The sequence below is a fragment of the Streptomyces sp. S186 genome (assembly GCF_051603415.1).
GTDB lineage: Bacteria > Actinomycetota > Actinomycetes > Streptomycetales > Streptomycetaceae > Streptomyces.
The window spans coordinates 8,130,819-8,148,906 of sequence record NZ_CP193932.1 but is presented as its reverse complement, the minus strand read 5'-3'; the positions used below and the strand labels follow the sequence as shown (position 1 = coordinate 8,148,906).

Sequence of the window (18,088 nt, the reverse complement as noted above, 5' to 3'; positions counted from 1 at the left end):
GAACGGGGGCACCCTGCACCCTGCTCGGCGCGATGGCGACACTGCCGCCACCCAGCACCCAGATCTTCAAGGTCGGCCCCTGAAGCCGTAATTGGGTCACGCCATTGGGGCACGCCCCCTCTGCCGCCCAAGTCCCTTCAAGGTCAACTACTGGCGCTACTGGCGGGGCGCTTATCTCGGCGACGCCCCTGGAACGGTACGCACGGCCCGGCGTCGGTGCCGTTGCCCGGCACGTCGGCCACCGCGACCGGCGGCCCGCCGCAAACACCTGCGACTCCCCCGATCACATCTGTTGCCTGTTTCTGTTGCCTGTTTCCGACGTACTCCGGCTGCCCCCAGAAGGACGCCGTGCTCCGGCTGCCCTCCAGACGGACACGGCAGGGGCGCGTCGCGCACCGCCGGTCAACTCATCGGCCGCCGGCCGGCGCCAAGCCGGAGCACGGCGAGCAGCTGAACAGAGCGCGGGGCGCTCCCCCGGCCCTCCGTTACCTGCACCGTCGCGCACGCTCCATCGAAGCATTCATGGAACCGTGCATCGCTCTGCGGTCCCACCGAGAACCGAAGTTCCGCCGACTCGAGCGCAAGTGCACAAGTGCACAACTGCCAGGTTGACCGCCTTGTCCTCCCGGGCAAAGGGATACCCCAGTGCGGTGACGGTTCGCCAGGAGCCGACCGTACCGCGCTGCAGCACAGCTATACCGACACACCGCGGTGTCAGCCAGTGGACTGTGGACTTTTGACGGCGGTCAGCGTTGCGGCGGGGAGGGGTCGCTGAACAGATCGGCGACCAGGGCGCGGGCGTAGGCTTCGTCGGTGTCCGGCACGGAGAAGACGACGCGGAAGTAGAGCGGGGCGACGATCCGGTCGAGCAGCCGTTCCAGTGAAGGGGGGCTTTCGCCCCGGCCGCGGGAGGCTTCGAGGACCGCGTCGAGGCCGGCGGTGGCGCGTTGCAGACATTCCCGGAGGCCGCTGCGGCGCTCGTCGATGTCGGAGGAGACCTCTGCCCGGAAGAACGCGATGCCACCGGGCCTGGTCAGATCGGCCAGTGTCCGGATCGCGTAGGTCTCAAGGTCCGTGCGGAGATTTCCGCTGGACGAGGTCCGGGCGTCGGTCTCGTGCCGGGCGGCCAGCTCGGCCAGCAGGGCCTGCAGTGTGCCCCAACGCCGATAGATGGTGGTGGGGTTGACCCCGGCGCGCTCGGCCACCGCGGGAATCGTCAGCTGGGCGGCGTCGAGTTCGCCGGTCAGGTCGATGAGGGCCTGGTAGACCGCCGCCTGGACGCGGGCGCTGCGGCCACCGGGACGCTTGGCGCGGGGTTCGGCATTCACGCTCCACAGGTTAACGCAGAGAGGATTGCTTTAGCGATAGGGAGGCACTAGCCTCACTAAAGCAAATCGAACTGCTTTAGACGGCTCGGTTATCGCCATCACTCCGGAGGGGACTGCCATGACCACCACTGCCCGCGACCTCGGCCAGCGCTTCCACGCCGCACTCATCACCGGCGACTGGCCGGCCATCCGGTCCATGCTCCACGACGACGCCACCTGGACCCTGCCGGGCGAGAACACCATCAGCGGTACCGTCGTCGGCGCGGACGCCGTGGTCAACCGCGCCCAGAGGATCGCCTCCTACGGCCTGTCCTTCGAGCTGCTGCACGTCCTGGTCAGCCGCGACAACATGGCCCTGTCACTGCACAACACGGCCCAGCGCCCGGACGCGATCCTGGACGAGTACCTGACCACCGTCTGCCGCCTGCGGGACGGCAGGATCGCCGACATCGAGACCTACCTGTCCGACGTCCCCGGCATGAACGCCTTCTTCGTCTGAGGGGAACGCACGCTCCGCACAACCTACTTGGCGGGGCGCCGGCCCGTTCGGCTTTCGGCTACGTGACCGCGGCAGGCGATCCGATCGCCCACGTCCGCGACACCGCGCCCGTGGCCGCGGAGTTGCACAGCGTCGGCATCGACCATCTGGTCCGGCTCGGCGTTGGGCTCGACGTGAGGCCCGGCGCCGGCTGTTGGTCCCTGGCATGTCCGGGGCCCGACCTCCCTCTCGCCGGGGCGCCGGAGGACCCGCCCCATAGGCTGACACGCTGCTAAGTGGTCGGCGCCGTAAATCCTTCTTGCGAATCGGGCGGGTCGTCCGGGGCCGCTCCCGCACCAGGTGTTCCACGGCCTGGCCCGGCCCAGCCAGGCCCCGTCGCCGGGCTTGGGCGCTTCCCCCCCTCATTGAGGGTCGCCCCGAGCAGCGCCTCGAACAGCTCCATGCCAGTGGAGGTGTACTTGCGGGGGGCCGTCGGAGGAGAACACCCGGTCCTCGCGGTTAGACCCCAACCCTCGCGGTTGAGTTGGCATGTGCGGGCGGGCGTGGCATTGGTTGACCTCGTCAGGGCTGGCTTGCCGCGGCCAGCGGGGGCTCCTGCCATGCCGGGTAATCGGTGTAGCCCGCAGCGCCGTGGCCGTATAGCCCCGGCTGGTCGATGTGGGTGTTCAGTGGCAGATTCGCCGCGAAACGGTGTGGCAGGTCGGGGTTGCTGAGGAACAGTCGCCCGTAGGAGACCAGGTCGGCGCGGCCCGTCGTGAGCACCGCCTCGCCCGCTTCGCGGGTGGTCGGGGTGCGGTTCTCGCCGACGTTGGCGATGAGGGTGCCGTGCCAGCGCGGGCGCAGGTCGGCGAGGGCGGGGTAGCGGTCGTTGTCGGTGAGGTGGAGGTAGGCCAGGCCGAGGCCGTCGAGGTGGGTGAGGAGCGCGCGGTAGACGGGGGCCGGGTCGGACTCTGCCATACCGAATTGGGGGTTGCCCGGCGAGAGGCGCAAGCCGAGCCGGCCGGCGCCGATCTCGTCCGCGACGGCCCGCACCAGCTCCCGCGGGAAGCGGATGCGGCCGGCGACGTCGCCGCCGTAAGGGTCGGTGCGGAGGTTGGTGTTGTCGGCCAGGAACTGGTGGATGAGGTAGCTGTTCGCGCCGTGTAGTTCGACGCCGTCGAAGCCGGCCCGGATCGCGTTGCGGGCTGCGGCTACGTGGTCGGCGATCGCCGTGCGGATGTCGTCGTACGTCATCTCGCGCGGCGTGACCGGGGCCGCCTTGCCATCCTTCACATGCATGGGTCCGGGCACGGGCACCGGGGAGGGGCCGGCCGGGAGGTCGCCGAGGATGCGGGAGCATGGGTGGCCCTGGCGGCCGCCGTGCATCAGCTGCGCGAAGATCCGGCCGCCGGCGGTGTGTACCGCCTCGGTGACGTGCTGCCAGCCGGCCACATGTCGCTCGGACTCCAGCCCGGGGATACGCCAGCCGCTCTGGCCCCGGCGGCTGGGCCAGATGCCCTCGGTGATGATGAGGCCGGCGCCGGCCCGCTGGCGGTAGTAGTCGGCGACGATCGGCAGTGGCGTCCCGTCCTCCTCGGCCCGGAAGCGCGTCATGGGCGACATCACCATGCGGTTGGGGAGGATGAGTTCTGCCGAGCTGAAGGGCGTCAAGAGCTTCGTCATGCCGGAACCGTAGAATCTGACATTGACGTCAATTTCAAGTCCGGCGAGGGGAGATGTCCGATGCGGATCGGTGAACTGGCCCGCCGCACCGGCGTGAGCGAACGCTCGCTGCGCTACTACGAGCGGCAGGGGTTGCTCGCGGCCGAGCGGACTCCCGGCGGCCATCGGGAGTATCCGGAAGGCACCGTGGACCGGGTCATCCGCATCCAGGAGCTGTTCGCCGCCGGTCTGTGCAGCGCCAAGATCGCCCAACTGCTGCCCTGCCTACGCGATCACGACGGCGGCCCGGCGGCCACCGCCACACCGCGGTTGGCGCAGGAGCTACGGGCCGAGCGCGAGCGCATCGACCGCACCATCGCGGACCTGTGCCGCTCGCGCGCCGTCCTCGACGAGGTCATCGACGCCGCCTCCGGCCCGTGACAGTGGCCCTTCCGCCGACCCGGCCCTACAACTCCCGTTCCTCCGCCTGGAGTCGGCTTTCTACGCCGGCCCCGGCCGCCCCGCTGCCCACCGCGGCCACGAGGTGGCCGAGCACCACTACAGCCCACACCCACACCACCAAGAGAGGCCCAGTGGTCCGCTACACGCGCGGGGTGCGCGCCTCGATGCGGTGGTCGAAGGCGGCACCGCCGACGCCGACCGTGGTCACCCCGCCGTCGACGGTGAGGACGGCCCCGTTGACGTAGGACGCGGCGGGCGACAGCAGCCAGTCGATCGCCTCGGCGACCTCCTGCGGATCGCCCGGCCGCCGGGCGGGAGTCAGCCGGTTCGCCTCCTCGTATGCCGCCTCGGCACCGCCCGCCAGCCCCGCCTCCGCCGCGAACCGCGCCATCCGCTGGTCGGCCATCTCCGTACGCACCCAGCCCGGGCACACCGCGTTGGCCCGCAGCCCCTGCGGACCGTAGTCGACGGCGAGAGAGCGGCAGAGGTGGAGCAAGCCCGCCTTGGACGTCGCGTAGGCGGCGTTGCCGACGCTGTTGCGGAGGGCTGCGACCGAGGCGACCGCGACCACCGCGCCGCGGGCCGCCAGCAGGTGCGGAAGCGCCGCACGCAGCAGCAGGAACGGGCCGGTGAGGTTGGTCCGTATCAGCTCTTCCCAGTCCTCGACCGCGGTGTCGCCGACCGCGCCGCCCCGCCCGATTCCGGCGTTGAGCACCACACCGTCGAGTCTCCCGTAGGCCGCAACCGTCGTCTCGACGAGCTCGCGCACGGCCTCGGGGTCGGCGGCGTCGGAAGGGTGCGCCAGTGCTCCGGTCTCCTCGGCCACCCGGCGCAGTGGCTCGGGCCGCCGCCCGGAGATCACGACCTGGTGCCCGGCGGCGCGCAGCAGCTGGGCGGTGGCGGCCCCGATTCCCGTTCCCCCGCCAGTCACCAGGACAACGCGCTGTTCTGACATGGTTGTTTGCCTCCGAAGGTGGTTGGCTGCCGGTTCCCCGCACTGCGAGCATATGAAGCGCCGGCACCGCCGGCCCGACCGGGTGCCGCTGCCGTCGGCACCGCGGCTGGGTGCGAGTCGAGGAACGACCGCAACGCCCGCAACGCCCGCGCGAAGGGCAGCGGCGAACAAGGCGGCGAATGATGGTGGAAACGGTGTGACGGCGGGGCGACCCCACCGACCTCGGCATGCCCGTCGTTCCCAAGCCGCACTCCGGCTTGAGGCGAGGATGAAAACCACTGGTCGTTCCGTCGTAGGTGGGGAATGCTGCCTGAATGATCGACCGTGAATTCGCCGTCCGGCTGGTGGAGGCACAGCTGGAGCGTGAGTCGCCGGGGCGGCTGCTTGTGGCTCATGTTGAGGAGCACGAACTGGCGTGGATTGTCTACTACCAATCCGCGGAGTATGTGCGGACGGGAGACCCCTCCCGGTTGTTGGTGGGCAATGGCCCATATCTCGTCGATCGCGTTGATGGCGGACTGCATTCGATCGGTGTGGCATCCGCGATCACCGGCGCGTGGGAAGCGGACTACCGGACCCGCATCCGGAAGACGGCAACGCGAACGGCGGTGGACGACCTGCACGACGAGATACGCCAGACAACAGCAACTCACGGGCGGATCTTCGCTATGCGCGTGCTGCGACAGAAGGTTCCGGCGCTTGCTCCCGCGGAGGTCGTCGAATACGTCAATGCTCTGCAGAGCGGCTCAGCGCCGCCCCCTCTCGTGGCGATCGCCACCAAGGCCCTCGTCCCCGAACCAGCCCCCGTCCTCAGCGTTCACACCATCCAGAACGGCTTCGCGACGCTGTGACCTGTGGAACCAGAATGTGACGCAGCTTCTCAGGATCGATCGCTGGGGGTTGCGATGCCAGGCCGGCTGCCAAGGGTGAGAACCCGGACCCGATGCGGCATCTGATGCGCGCTCACGGCTGCGTTCCGCAGGACCTGATCGACGCTCTGATCGCCGTCGCCGTCACCGGAGGGATGACGACTGCTTCGACGCCACGGCCCTGGCACTCGCACCTCGCAGATCGCCGACGGCGTGGAGGATCCCTGGAAGGACGCGGACACCGAACGGTTGTCGCGGCAGCCGTCGAGTGTGCGGCGTAGCAGAACCGCCGTGGTGCCGGCGTCGCGCGTTCGGCCGGAGCGTGGGCTGCTCCTGGCCGTGGACGTGAACTGATCTCCCTTGGAGGGCCCCTCTCCCCAGGGGACAGCCGATCAGCTCTCGCGTGCGGTCGGTTTGACTTCGACGGGCCTCCTTCACGGTGGGGTTGGTGAGCCGCGCCCAGTCGGCGCTTGGCACGACGTGCGCGACGGTGACGCTTCGCCAGTTCCTATCTCTCCCATGGCGGCAGTCCCCCTTACAGCGGAAATCTCCACCTGTTTATGATTTAAGAGATATTTACCAGTTGTTTTCAGGAAAGTGAGGGTGTGCGTGAAGCCGTCCCGTATTGCATCTGCCGTCGCGGCTGCCGCGATAGCGCCTGCCGTCCTGTTCGCTTTGCCGGCGGTCGACGTTGAAACCGCCACGTCGCCGGCCAGCTCCACCCCTGATACGGCACCGGACACGAAGCCAGACATGCAGGGGAACGCGAAAGCCAACGAGAACAACGGACCTTGCCCACCACGCCCCTGTTCATGAGCAAATGGGCGTTATGTAGAGTCGGTTGACTCGACGATCAAGGGGAACCCCATGTTCAAGCCCTCAGCACCGGGCAAAGCCGTTACCGCCATAGCCCTGGCCGCGCTCAGCGTCTCCTGCAGCACCAGCCCGAACGCCGATAGGCCAGCTGGTGGCTCGGTCGCCGCCGGTAGCGAGGCCACAGCGCAGGCGAGCCCGCCCGCTTCCCCCATGACGTCCCGCGAAGCGTCCGCTGACTCCACACCGGCCCAGGAACCCATGGAGGAACCGGTCAGCGAGGTCCGAGACGCTTTCGCCGGGCTCCAGGCGACCCTGGGTGACGCGTGCACCCCGGGCAACTGCGCCTACTTCCTCGGCCGGGTCTACGACGAACTGCACCGCCTGGACCGGGCCATGAAGGCGAACACCAAGGGAGCCGGCCACTTCCCCGAGCCGATCGCCCTGATCAAGGAGCTCGACGTGAAACTCGGAGGCGACCGGTCCTTCGAAAACCTCAAGAAGCACCAAACCTCGCTGATCGAAACCCGCGACGAGATCAACACTTGGATGCAGGGCCACCCCGACGACTACCGCTGACACGCCTGTCTGCCACCTACCGCGGTCCGGGCCGCGGCGCTTCCTTCGGGGCAGTCAGCGGTGGTTGGGGTTCAGCAGCGCGGCAGCCGCAGCGATGAAGGCCATGGACGACTCCTTGGCCGCACGCCGCAGGGCGTCCAGCTCGGCACGGCCGGTGGCGTTGCGCAGGGCGTACGTGGCATCGGCGGCCTGCTGGGCGGGTCCGGCCAACTCGGGGACCAGGACCTGGAGACGGACGTGGGGCGTGGTGATCGCCGTTCGGGTGTCGTGGGACTTCGTCTGGGCCTCCAGCTGGTGTTCGGTACCGGCCTCGATCAGAGCCAGGCGCTCCCGGTGGAACATCGCCGAGCGGTGCGCGTCCAGGGCGGCCGCGAAGTCGGTGACGGCGGCTAGCTGATCCTGGCGGTGGGTGTCGGCACGCTGCTCAGCGCGGGCGGAGACGGCGGCGCGGTGCTGAAGGAGCCCGGCAGTCAGGGCGCCGGCCAGGGTGCCGATCACGGCAACGATCGAAGGCCACATGGACATGGGGTGTTGGGTCCTCTCCAGGTGCGGGTCGCAAGGGGCGGTCAAGTCAGGGCAGGGCGGTGGCCAGGGCGAGGAGCAGGCAGCCGAGGACAGCCGCGCGGTGGTGTCCGTCAGCCCCGGAATCCGCCCCCTGCACCGAAGAGCATGAAGGGGATGGCTCCCCGGGCGGGCCGGAACTCGACCTGGACCGGGCATTCACCGAGCCAGCCCGGCCCGGCCGCCACGTAGGATCCAACCTGTCGCACTGCAGCTGAAGTTGAGTCAGTACAGCAGGATATGGGTCAAGTCCGATCACCTGCGGCAGAGTGGCGTCCTTGGCGATGACGTACTCAATGATGCCCATCGCCCCGCGTCACCGAACGGCAGCACCCGGCACTCCGGCCAGCCCTCCGTCGCCGTGCCTGGGCCCCTGTACCAGGCCGGTCAATGAGCCACGGCAACCGCAAAACCGCCCCCGCCGCCACTGCGGGGCCGGCCCGCTGCACGGTCACCATCTGTCACAGCTGCTGCGGTAACCCGAAGATCCCCGGCCTCGACCAAGCCACCCAGCTCGCCGAACTCCGACGAGCTGGTGGTCCGCCCGGCGCCCGGACGCCAGGGCAATGCCGCCGGCGCCGGCGGTGCCTTCCGCACCAGCCTGCTCCTGGGCCGCCTGGCACCGGAACTGGTCGCCGGTTCCGTAACGTGGCGCTGCGTCCCCTGCTGACCACCGACTCCAGCGCTGCCGCAGCCCACGCCACACGCTAACCTCGGCATGAGGGACGATCCGCGATGAGCGCACCCGTACTGCCAGGCGTACTGGCCGACCTCGCCCCGCTGCTGGATCACTGGGGCTACGCGGCGGTCGGCGGTCTGCTGTTCCTTGAGGACTTCGGGATCCCGGTCCCCGGGGAAACGGTGCTTATCGCCGCCGCCGTCTACGCCGGAGCCGGGCGGCTGAACATCGTCGCGGTCGGTGCGATCGCACTCCTCGCCGCCATCCTGGGCGACAACGTGGGCTACGCCATCGGCCGCTTCGGCGGCCACCGCCTGGTGACCCGGTTCGGTCGGTACGTCCTGCTGACCCCGGCACGCATCGCCAGGACCGAGGCGTTCTTCAACCGGCACGGCGCCAAGATCATCACTGTTGCGCGCTTCATCGAGGTCCAGCGCCAGGTCAACGGCATCATCGCCGGGCTCAGCGAGATGCCCTGGCGGAGGTTCCTCGCCTTCAACGTCCTGGGAGCCCATCAGCACGGCGAACGCCGCCACCTGTCCCCTGCGGCGGGTGTCGGTGGGTCCAGCGGTGCCTGCACGCACTGCGGCCCGCCCGCCGGTAGCGGCCGGCGCCCCCGCGCGGCCACCAACGGCATGTGGCCCACTGCGGTGACCGCGAAATCGCCAGCCGCATCGCCCGTGTGCCTGCCGCCACCACCGCTGAACAGGCCATAGGCCCAAGCCCCGTACACGGCGGCATCCCGCGCCCCGCCCAGGACACCATCAGCGCCAGTGCCACACTCACCAGCAACGGAGATAACGGGCCAGGGCTCTGACCGGCATCCCCGGTCCAGGCTGACGGCACACCGAAGCTCCGGTTGTGAACGGCGACTTGGGAAGGTCATCCGTCCACAACGGGAGCTTCGTTGCTTTCGTGGCGGGCCACCCGAACCTCGTCACCCCGCTGTGACCGGCCCACTCACTTGACCAACGACGTCCGGGAACCCTTCGCAGTGCGGCAGCCGGAGGACGACGCGGCGGACACCCTGTTGCCGGTGGCGAGGTGTCCTAGATCACTGAGGCAAGTTCCGTCACGAGTCCCCCATTCCGGCTTCGACCGCCATACGCTCACCAAACACACAAGAAACCCACAGAAGCTACACAGTCACCACAGAAAGCGATCATGGACAGAACCATACGAAGAGCCGCGAAACTCCTCACCGCGGCGGCTTTATCCCTGACCCTTCTCTTACCCGTCCTCGCCGTGACCGCGACCCCCGCAGCCGCCGCGACCGACGCCTACACCTTCACCAACCCCGACGGCACCCTCAACGCAACTGGCACCGGCGACGGAAACCAGATCTCCGTCACCCCCGACGGCACCAACTACACGGACTGGCGCCTGATCAAGCTCGGCGACCCCGGCACATTCAACATCGCCAGCACCTCCTCCGGGAAGTGCATCTATGCCACCCAGCCCGCCGTTCAGCAGTCCTGCGGCAAGGACGGCGAGCAGTGGCACTTCCGCCCCGTCGACGGGAAACCCAACACGTTCGGCATCGTCCGCCGCGACGACCGCAGCGGCACCGAGTGGTGCATGGACAACCGGGGTGGTCTGCACCTGTGGGGGGTCCTCGCCCAGCCCAACGTCTGCAACGGCAGCGCGAGCCAGGAATGGACGGTGCCCGTAGCGAAGGCGGCCGAGGCGAAGCAGCTCGCCCTGGACTACTACGCCGACCTGTGTTCCAAGAAGACCGCCACCTGTTCGTGGACGCAGAAGTCCGAAGGGCAGCCCGAAGTCCTACCCCGTCAGCCCGCCTCGTCGGTCTGGTACAACGACACCGGCGCCGCGATGAAGCAGGTCTTCACCACGATCTACCACTCCGGCTGGGCACAGTCGTACTCCGCGGGAATCTCCACCTCGGTCGGTGTCACCACCCCGGTCCAGGCAATGATCACCAGTCAGCTCACCGCGACGCAGACCTACCAGTCCGACGAGACCACCGTGAACGGCATCGCGATCGACGTCCCGTCCAAGAACTACGGATGGGTCGACTTCGCCGCAGTGGGCAAGAAAGTCACCGGCACGTGGACCTTCAACACCGACAACCAGCCGTGGACCGCTGACGCGACCGTGACTGTTCCCGTCATCAACTCGACGGCCGGCTCCACCATGTACGTCGCCCACACCAGCCCGGACGCACCCGGCGGTGGCACCAGCAGCACCGACGTCAAGCCTGCCGCTCTCGCGAAGACCGCGACGGCCACGATGGACGTGCCCGCAGGCGGCAGGCTGACCGCCTACAAGGGCGGTGTCCAAGTCAGTGACGCCGACGGCAGCACGATTGCAACGGTGCAGCCCGGCACCGTTACGGACACCAACGGCATGACCCACAAGGTCCATCTCGCGGTGGACGGCAGCACGGTCACACAGACCATCGAAGGCGTCACCGGCGACACCATCACCGGCACGATCGCACCCCCGACCTTCTCCTTGGGCAGCGGCACCACCGCCACCGCCACGAAGCAGACCGTCAAGATGATGACGGCGGCGAAGTCCTTCATGGCCGCTTCCGCCTTCGCTTCCGCGAGTAGCGACGAGCACGACAAGTGCATGGCCAAGAAAATCGGCGGAAGCATCGTCAAAGGCGGTGCCTGGGGCGCCTTGACGGGCGGGCCCGAAGGACTTGCCATCGGCATGATGACCGGCGCATTCAAGGGCATCGCCGAGGGTGTCGTACTGTGCAGAAACAAGTGACACAAGTGACCTGACCACCCGAACGCCGTGGCCCCCTGCCTGCGGTTCGGCAGGGGGCCGCGGCGGATCACTCGGATCACTCGGCCGGGATCGGTCCGAGGTAGGTACCACCGGAGACGTCGATGGTCTGGCCGGTCACCCAGCGCCCCTGCGACCCCGCAAGGAAGGCCACCACGTCTGCGACGTCCTCCGGCTCACCGATCCGTCCGAGCGCGGTGATCGACTCAAGCTCGGCGACGGCCTCGGGAACCGCGGCGTAGGGCGCGATCATGTCGGTCAGCACCACCCCGGGTTCGACCGTGTTCACGGTGATCCCACGCCGACCCAGCTGGTTGGCCAGCGACGGGCCGAGCGCCGCCAGCGCCGCCTTGGTAACGGTGTAGCCGATCTGGAGAGGGTCCGCGATCCGGGTGGCCGCCGAGCCCACGTTGACGATCCGTCCGCCGTCCCGCAGCAGCGGCAGCGCCCGCTGGACCACGAAGACCGGCGTGCTCACATTGACCGCCAGCAGCTGCTCGAACTCCTCCTCGGTGAGCTTCCCGATCGAGGCGACCGAGTGGATGCCCGCATTGTTGACCAGGATGTCCAAGCCGTCCACGTGATGGTCCGCCAACCCGGCGGTGAACCCTTCGAACAGCCGGTCCACCGCACCGCTCTCACCGAAGCGGGCCTGCACCGCGAACGCCCGGCCGCCACTCTCGGCGATCTTCGCTACGGTCTCCGCGGCAGCCGCGTCGTTGCCGCCGTAGTGGACCGCGACCAGCGCCCCCTCGGCGGCGAGCCGCAGGGCGACCGCACGCCCGATCCCGCGCGAGCCGCCCGTCACCAGCGCAGTCCTGCCGTCCAGTTCGCCCACGATCGCCCCTTCCCCAGTGATGCCTCTGCCCCGACCGAATCCGGGAACGACTCAGCCTAACCAACCGCTGCAGGAGCCAAGTTGCGGACAGCGTCAGACGAAAGATCTCGGTGCCCGAGCCAGTACGCCGGGTACTCCCCCGAGCCTGTACTCACCGCTCCCGCACCGGCCAACAGTGGGTGCGCCTCAGCACGTACCGAGGACACCGTCATCGACGGCTCGGTGCGTTGACCTCCCGCCGGGTTGCTTGATCACTGGTGGGCTGTTGCGGTGAGGCGTTGCAGTGCGGCGTGGGCGGGTGGGCCCCAGGTGGGCTTGCCTCCGGGGCGGCCGTGGATGCCGGCGTGGCCGATGTGGATGCAGGCGAGGGCGCGCAGCACCGCCCAGCCGCGGGCGCGGCGTAGGGTCGCGGGGTCCGGGCGTGGCTGGTAGCTCTCGTGGAAGAGGTCGATGGCGTCGTCCGGCAGCAGGATCCAGGCGGCGGCGAGGTCGCAGGCCGGGTCGCCGGCGAAGAGGTCGCCGAAGTCGATCACGCCGGAGAAGGTGCCGTTCGTGGTCAGGATGTTGGCTGGATGCAGGTCGCCGTGGAGCCAGAGACGTGGGCCTTGCCACTGCGGCGCGGTGGCGGCGTCTTCCCAGACCGCGCGGACGGCGTCCGGGTTGTGAATCAGGCCCAGTTCGGTGGCCGAGGCGAGCCCTTGGGCGAAGTGTTCGGCGGTGTCGGCCAGCGGGCCACCGCGCTCTCGGCCCGCAGGCGCTCCATCGGGGGCAGGGTGGTGAAGGGCCGTCAGGAAGGCTGCCAGGGTGCGGGCCGCCTGCGCGGGACGCGTCGCGGGGGCACGGTCGGCAGGCTCGCCCGGGACCCAGGTGGTGACGATCCAGGGCCGTGGAAAACGCTCGGAGGGCTCACCAAGGCGCTGCGGGACGGGGATCTGCAAAGGAAGATGCGGAGCCAGGGTGGGCAGCCAGGCGTATTCCTTGCGCAGCAGCGCATCCGCGGACTGCGTTGCCCAGGGCAACCGGACGGCGAGGTCGTCGCCGAGCCGCCACACTTGATTGTCCCAACCACACGCTCCAAGCTTCAGGGGGCGATCCGCCAGGTCCGCGTGCTGCTCGCGCAGCAGATCCCGGATCAGGTCCTCTGTGATCTCCATCTCGACCGTCATGGGGGCCACGGTAGTTGGGTGGCGGGCGGCCGCAGGTCAGATGTCGGCCCGCCCCGCAGCTCTGTCTCCAGCCCTCGCCGCCTCGGACGTTCCGCAAACCTCGATCCATGCCAAGTATGCGTTGTTCCCCGGCGTCGATATCGAGGTGCAGCAGCCTAAGATCCGACCATGAAGGTGCATCTGACCCGAGACAGCGTCGCAATGGGCGACGACGTTGATGCTCCGCATGAGGACACCAGGGATCTGCCCGCCGAGATGTCGGTCCGCGAAGCGGTCGCCTTCGTCGTCCGGAGTGGTTACCTCGCCCCGATCGCCGGGGGCAAGGCCAGCTGGGTCCTGACCAGTGCCTGCGCCTCGATCGCAGTGGTTGCACAACAGTGGAAGGAGCCCCGGATCATCACTCCCGGGGACTGCTCGCTGGCTTCGCTCGCCACCGACGACGGAGTCATCGAGTGGCACTTCCGCTACCTGGCTCAGCAGGACCCAGTAGCGATCTACGAAGAACTGAGGGCAGCACAAGCGACCTGAGTCCGGCCGCGATGATCGCGGGCTGCGCGGCGCGCCGGGAGGCGGCGTCCCCCTCTGGTTACCACTCCATCAGTTCCCTGAGCCGGGCCGTGTAGAAGGCCGCCACGCGGGCCGCCTCCTCCGGGTCGGCGGTCGCCAGCTGCACCGCGTCGTTGAGGGCGGCCCGCCGGGCGGCCTTCAGTTCCCTGATCCGCCCCTCGTCGCGGACCGGAGCCCGGCGTTCCGCGGTGATCTGGGCGCTGTACCAGAGCGTCACGGCGCGGACGGCGTCGTACGCCTGCTGCTCTGCGCCACCCCCGGGTGGGGAGGAACCCGGGGCGTTGGGGACCGGCACCGCAACCACTCTCCTCTGATCTTGGAAGGGGATCGTCATCGTCCTACCCGCACCGGCCCGGAATGCTGCGCGACTGCTCCTAACAGGGAAGAGGAGGAGGAAGAAGAGGAGAGCGCCGCATCGGCTCGGTGCTCCGGCTGCGGGGGGGGGACCGAGGAGGACGTACGACTCGTCCCTTTTACGCGCGTGGCGGCCGGTACGCGTGGTGACCTTGTGGGGATTCTCCGTACGTCACCCGGTTCGGTCAGATGTACGCAAAAACATGCTCGCCCTACTGTTTGCGGGGCGTTCTCGGGCCGTAAGAATGACACCGCTCCACGACAGTTCATTCACCCATCAAGGAAGTCGATCAGGTTGGAAGCGTCAGGGCTGACGAAACTGAGCGCGGTTGGCATATCCGTCTACGAGCTGGCGTTGAACAGTGCGGCCGTCCTCCCCGCCTCCCTTCCGGGCCAGTTGGGCACGTCCGTCGAAGAGGTGGAGGAGGCGCTCGGGCAGCTGAGCGCGATGGGACTGCTGTGCCCGGCCGACGACAAGCCCGGGATGCTGACGGCCGTCAGCCCGGACAGTGCGGCCGCCCAGACCCTCTTCCCGATGGAGCAGGCCCTGCGGGACCAGCAGAGCGCCGTCGCCCAGATGCGCGCCGAGTTGGAACGACTGCGTCCGCTCTACGCCACCAACCGGGCCAAGTGGCTGCAGAGTTCGGGCATCGAGATCCTGCAGACGCTCAAGTCGGTGCGCAGCATGCTCACCGAGCTGGCCGCGTCCTGCACCACCGAGATGCTCACCTCACAGCCCGGCGGCGGCCGTCCCACGCCGGTCCTCGAAGAGGCGATCGTGCGGGACGAGGACATGCTGCGCCGCGGTGTCAAGATCCGCACGCTCTACCAGCACACCGCGCGCTACAACCAGCCGACCGTCGCGTACGTGGGGCGCGTCGCGCAGCTCGGGGCCGAAGTGCGGACCCTCAGCGACGGGTTCGCACGGCTGATCGTCTTCGACCGGAAGACCGCGGTGATCTCGTACCACGGGCATCCGCACGGCGGCGTGCTGGTCCACGACCAGAGCATCGTCGACTTCGCCGTCGCCTCCTTCGAGCGGACCTGGCTGACTGCCACGCCGTTCTCGGCGGACTACCAGTTGGAGCAGGTGCGGGCGCTGTCGTCGGAGGTCAAGCAGGACATCATGCGGCTGCTGGTGTCCGGTCTCGACGACCGCGCCATCGCCCGGCGTCTCGGTATGGGCCTGCGCAGCTGCCAGCGCCATATCGCGGAGATCATGGACCAGTTGGGCGCCCGCAGCCGGCTGCACGCGGGTTACCTGATCGGTCAGAGCAATCTGTTGGCGTCCCCGGACACGGACACGGGTGCTCCGGCCGTCCGCGCCGCGGCGGCCGGAGCACCCGAGGGCGCCGAGGATCCGGTGCGTACCTCCTAGGAGCAGGACGTGCCTCAGCCGAGGTGGCCGGCGGTGGCGAGGGGCAGAGGCTCGGCCACCGTCGCTATCCGCGGAACGGCCAGTTCCAGGTAGTCCTCGGTGCGCAGGGCCACCGAGCGGTCCAGCCTCGCCGCGTTGAAGAAGATCTCCTCGTGGCGCAACAGGTCGGGGTCCACCAGGAGGTCCATGGACGCGGCGAAGGTGAACGGCGTGATCGTGCCGCTGACGCTGCCGGCGAGCCGTTCGGCGACGTCGCGTGCCGCGAACGCGGCGTCGCCGCCCTGGTAGAGGTCCCGGACCCGCTCCAGGTCCACCCGGCGGTCCCCGGGGACGACGGCCAGGACGTACCGTCGGCGCCTCTTTCCCATCCCGACCCGGATCACCAGGCTCTTCGCCGCCTGCCGGAGCGGGTGGCCGCGCAGGGCGGAGGCAAGCTCGGTGCGTCCTTCGGGGGCGTGGTCGATGAGTCGGTAGCCGGCGCCGGCGCCGTCCAGCAGGGTCATCAGCCGGGCGTACGCGTCGGGGGACGACGGGTGTGCCCTCACCTGTGCCCTCACCGGTCGTCGGCGACGGCGTGGAAGACCGCCCCCATGGAAGCGCCCGCGGCGAGGTTGATGACGTCGGCACCGGAGCCGGTGCGGGTGGCCCGGATCCAGGCTCCGCCGCTGACCGTGGCGGTGGTGAACACTCCCCACACGGGGGTCCACGCCACGAGGTCGCCGTTCTGGTCGGTGCACAGCTCGGGGACCGGTCGGATGCGCCGTTGCAGCACGAACGGCCCGTCCACCGCGGCCCGTACCCGCTCGGCCCACTGCCCGGCGGTGAGGTCTTCCTGCCAGCCGAGCACCACGCCCTCGCCGCCGTGCGCCAGGGTCGGCTTCAGCGCCAGCTCGTCCCGGTTTTCGAGGGCGTAGGCGACGAGGTCGACCCGGCGGCCGTCCTCCAGCGTCACCTCACCCTCGCGCACGCTCCGGGTCCAGGGCAGGATGCGGTCCAGGCTTTCCAGCTCGCGGGCGCTGAACAGAGGGCGGTTGGCTTCGTCGGACAGCATCGCCAGGGCGGCCTTGCAGCCGTACAGTTCGGCGTCGAGCGGGGTGAAGAGCTTCACCTCGCCGCGCTCGGCGGCGTCCAGGACCGGGTCCAGCAGGTCCATCGCCCCCGGGCCGGACAGTACGTCCTCCAGCATGAAGAGCCGGTTGATGATGTCGACGCGGCGCTCGCCCAGCCAGACGCCGCCGTCGCGGGCCGTCAACTCGCCTATGTGGCAGGCGTGCGCCTCGACGCCCAGTTCGCTCCAGCGCCGGGCGACGGCCTGCATGTACGGGGCGAGCGACGCGTAGCTGCTGGGCCAGTCGGTGAGCGCGACCACCGGGCGCCTGCCGGGGGCGGCACCCGATTCGATGCGGAGGGTGTCGACGTGGGACCGGAGGGTGTCGACGTGGGTGAGGCGGTGCTGCTCGACGAACTCCTTGAGGCCGGTGTGGTTGAGCAGGCCGCGGGCGATGTCGACCGCGTCCGAACCGCCGATGGTGCTGCCCATGTTGTACTCGAGCAGCCGGAAGCCGGCGGCGTCCGCATACAGGTCGGCGCGGCTCAGTCGGGTCACGCTGGTGTTGCGGCCGCGCAGCACGCAGCTGATCTGGTCGTCGTTCATGCCCAGGGCGCGGGCGAACGCCGTGAGGTCGCCGCCGAACAGCCGGTCCGGCAGGCTGGTCAGCGCCCCGTGCAGCACGTCGAGGTCGCCGACGAGGCGCTGGTGTTCGTCCGCCTCCAGGAAGAGCGGGCGGGTCAGCAGGGCACCCTTGTAGAAGATCTTGAGGAGTTCCGACTCCGGATCCACCGGGACCGGCTCGGAAACCGTCTCCAGGAATGCGGCGCTGAGCGCATTGCGAGCCACGTGATAACCCTTCGGTGAGTGGGGAGCCGGCCGGCGGTGGAGCGCAGGGTGCCGGCCGGCTCGCGTCCTACGAGGCGCTCCCGCCGTCGACGGTGAGGGCGAGGTAGCAGTAGTCGTCGAGCATCTTGGGCAGGGGGCGGGCCGGGCGGCCGAGACCGGCGGCGAGCTTCAGCGCGCCGTCGAGGTCCGGGCCGAGGCCGGCCTCCTGGAGGATGCGGGTGGCCCAGGTGCGCCCGAGCCGCTGGTGCGCGACGTACGCGGTGTGGTCGCGGGCGCCGTGCAGGTGCGCGGCGATCGCCTCGTCCCACGGCATCAGCGACTGGGGGCGCAGGGCGTGCAGGGCCTTGGCGGCGGCGGTCGGCCCGAGGGTGCGGGCGCGTCCGGTGGCCGGGGACAACGCGGCCTGGGTGGCGGCCAGTTCGGCGAAGCAGGGGCCCAGCGTGTCGAGGTCGTCGTCGGTGAGCTGAGCCAGGGGGCGCCGCGGGAGCGCGGCGCCCCAGGTTTCCCACCAGGCGGCCAGACCGGTGTCGAACAGGTCCGGCTCGCCCGGCTTGGGGTAACGGATGCGGCAGCCGGCGAGGTTGAGCCAGCGCAGCAGGGCGGTGCGGTGTGCGGGGCGGGCCGGGTCCGGCTGCCCGCCGGTGGCGGCGAGGTACTCGTCCCAGATCTCGTCGACCCTGGTGAACTGCGCGAACCGGGTCACGGCCGCGGTCAGGGCGGCCTGGTTCATGGGAAGTTCGGGCAT

General features: G+C 69.5%; 18 protein-coding genes. 8 read left to right on the top strand and 10 right to left on the bottom strand.

Translation table 11 applies throughout. From position 1 onward, the window contains the following. Positions 1-746: 746 nt before the first annotated feature. Positions 747-1,328 (bottom strand): TetR-like C-terminal domain-containing protein, encoded by a 582-nt coding sequence (locus ACRAS8_RS35390; RefSeq protein WP_438490129.1) that lies wholly within the window; start codon positions 1,326-1,328, stop codon positions 747-749. Between the two features lie 118 nt (positions 1,329-1,446). On the opposite strand from ACRAS8_RS35390, the gene ACRAS8_RS35385 reads away from it, so the two are divergent. Then, entirely contained in the window at positions 1,447-1,827 is a 381-nt protein-coding gene (locus ACRAS8_RS35385; RefSeq protein WP_438490128.1) for a nuclear transport factor 2 family protein, read from the top strand. Positions 1,828-2,388: 561 nt separating this feature from the next. Here the strand turns inward: ACRAS8_RS35385 and ACRAS8_RS35380 are convergent. Beyond that, positions 2,389-3,489: an alkene reductase gene (locus ACRAS8_RS35380; RefSeq protein ID WP_438490127.1), complete on the bottom strand. Its 1,101-nt coding sequence runs from the start codon at positions 3,487-3,489 to the stop codon at positions 2,389-2,391. 60 nt (positions 3,490-3,549) lie between these two features. On the opposite strand from ACRAS8_RS35380, the gene ACRAS8_RS35375 reads away from it, so the two are divergent. Next, on the top strand, positions 3,550-3,909 hold the full coding sequence (locus ACRAS8_RS35375) for a MerR family transcriptional regulator (RefSeq protein ID WP_438490126.1): 360 nt from the start codon (positions 3,550-3,552) through the stop codon (positions 3,907-3,909). Positions 3,910-4,069: 160 nt separating this feature from the next. Here ACRAS8_RS35375 and ACRAS8_RS35370 read toward each other — a convergent pair whose 3' ends face one another. Further along, complete coding sequence (locus tag ACRAS8_RS35370) at positions 4,070-4,885, bottom strand: SDR family NAD(P)-dependent oxidoreductase (protein WP_438490125.1); 816 nt, start codon at positions 4,883-4,885, stop codon at positions 4,070-4,072. A 314-nt stretch (positions 4,886-5,199) separates the two neighbouring features. On the opposite strand from ACRAS8_RS35370, the gene ACRAS8_RS35365 reads away from it, so the two are divergent. Next, a complete protein-coding gene (locus ACRAS8_RS35365) occupies positions 5,200-5,736 on the top strand; it encodes a YrhB domain-containing protein (RefSeq protein ID WP_438490124.1) in 537 nt (178 codons plus the stop codon). Between the two features lie 1,044 nt (positions 5,737-6,780). Continuing rightward, positions 6,781-7,146, top strand: coding sequence for a hypothetical protein (locus ACRAS8_RS35360; protein ID WP_438490123.1), 366 nt, complete (start codon positions 6,781-6,783; stop codon positions 7,144-7,146). A gap of 54 nt (positions 7,147-7,200) precedes the next feature. Here ACRAS8_RS35360 and ACRAS8_RS35355 read toward each other — a convergent pair whose 3' ends face one another. After that, positions 7,201-7,671: a hypothetical protein gene (locus tag ACRAS8_RS35355; protein WP_438490122.1), complete on the bottom strand. Its 471-nt coding sequence runs from the start codon at positions 7,669-7,671 to the stop codon at positions 7,201-7,203. 771 nt (positions 7,672-8,442) lie between these two features. Here ACRAS8_RS35355 and ACRAS8_RS35350 point away from each other — a divergent pair. Both ACRAS8_RS35350 and ACRAS8_RS35345 read left to right on the top strand, forming a co-directional pair. Beyond that, on the top strand, positions 8,443-9,102 hold the full coding sequence (locus ACRAS8_RS35350; RefSeq protein ID WP_438490121.1) for a DedA family protein: 660 nt from the start codon (positions 8,443-8,445) through the stop codon (positions 9,100-9,102). A gap of 448 nt (positions 9,103-9,550) precedes the next feature. After that, complete coding sequence (locus ACRAS8_RS35345; RefSeq protein WP_438490120.1) at positions 9,551-11,125, top strand: RICIN domain-containing protein; 1,575 nt, start codon at positions 9,551-9,553, stop codon at positions 11,123-11,125. A 76-nt stretch (positions 11,126-11,201) separates the two neighbouring features. Here the strand turns inward: ACRAS8_RS35345 and ACRAS8_RS35340 are convergent, their stop codons facing one another. After that, positions 11,202-11,981 (bottom strand): SDR family NAD(P)-dependent oxidoreductase, encoded by a 780-nt coding sequence (locus tag ACRAS8_RS35340; protein ID WP_438490119.1) that lies wholly within the window; start codon positions 11,979-11,981, stop codon positions 11,202-11,204. Positions 11,982-12,232: 251 nt separating this feature from the next. Then, positions 12,233-13,147, bottom strand: coding sequence for an aminoglycoside phosphotransferase family protein (locus ACRAS8_RS35335; RefSeq protein ID WP_438490118.1), 915 nt, complete (start codon positions 13,145-13,147; stop codon positions 12,233-12,235). A 168-nt stretch (positions 13,148-13,315) separates the two neighbouring features. Between ACRAS8_RS35335 and ACRAS8_RS35330 the strand changes: the two genes are divergently transcribed. Further along, the gene (locus ACRAS8_RS35330; RefSeq protein WP_438490117.1) at positions 13,316-13,675 is read left to right on the top strand and encodes a hypothetical protein; all 360 of its coding nucleotides are present in this window, start codon (positions 13,316-13,318) and stop codon (positions 13,673-13,675) included. A gap of 58 nt (positions 13,676-13,733) precedes the next feature. Here ACRAS8_RS35330 and ACRAS8_RS35325 read toward each other — a convergent pair whose 3' ends face one another. Beyond that, positions 13,734-14,009, bottom strand: a complete 276-nt coding sequence (locus tag ACRAS8_RS35325) for a hypothetical protein (protein ID WP_438490116.1) — start codon at positions 14,007-14,009, stop codon at positions 13,734-13,736. Positions 14,010-14,363: 354 nt separating this feature from the next. Here ACRAS8_RS35325 and ACRAS8_RS35320 point away from each other — a divergent pair, with 354 nt between their 5' ends. Further along, entirely contained in the window at positions 14,364-15,446 is a 1,083-nt protein-coding gene (locus ACRAS8_RS35320) for a helix-turn-helix transcriptional regulator (RefSeq protein WP_438490115.1), read from the top strand. Between the two features lie 14 nt (positions 15,447-15,460). On the opposite strand, the gene ACRAS8_RS35315 is transcribed toward ACRAS8_RS35320, so the two are convergent. The 3 genes from ACRAS8_RS35315 to ACRAS8_RS35305 all read right to left on the bottom strand — a co-directional run bounded on the left by ACRAS8_RS35315 (position 15,461) and on the right by ACRAS8_RS35305 (position 18,088). Further along, the gene (locus tag ACRAS8_RS35315; protein WP_438490114.1) at positions 15,461-15,991 is read right to left on the bottom strand and encodes a YbaK/EbsC family protein; all 531 of its coding nucleotides are present in this window, start codon (positions 15,989-15,991) and stop codon (positions 15,461-15,463) included. 8 nt (positions 15,992-15,999) lie between these two features. Next, a complete protein-coding gene (locus ACRAS8_RS35310) occupies positions 16,000-17,343 on the bottom strand; it encodes a hypothetical protein (protein WP_438490113.1) in 1,344 nt (447 codons plus the stop codon). A 67-nt stretch (positions 17,344-17,410) separates the two neighbouring features. Further along, positions 17,411-18,088 (bottom strand): hypothetical protein, encoded by a 678-nt coding sequence (locus ACRAS8_RS35305; RefSeq protein WP_438490112.1) that lies wholly within the window; start codon positions 18,086-18,088, stop codon positions 17,411-17,413.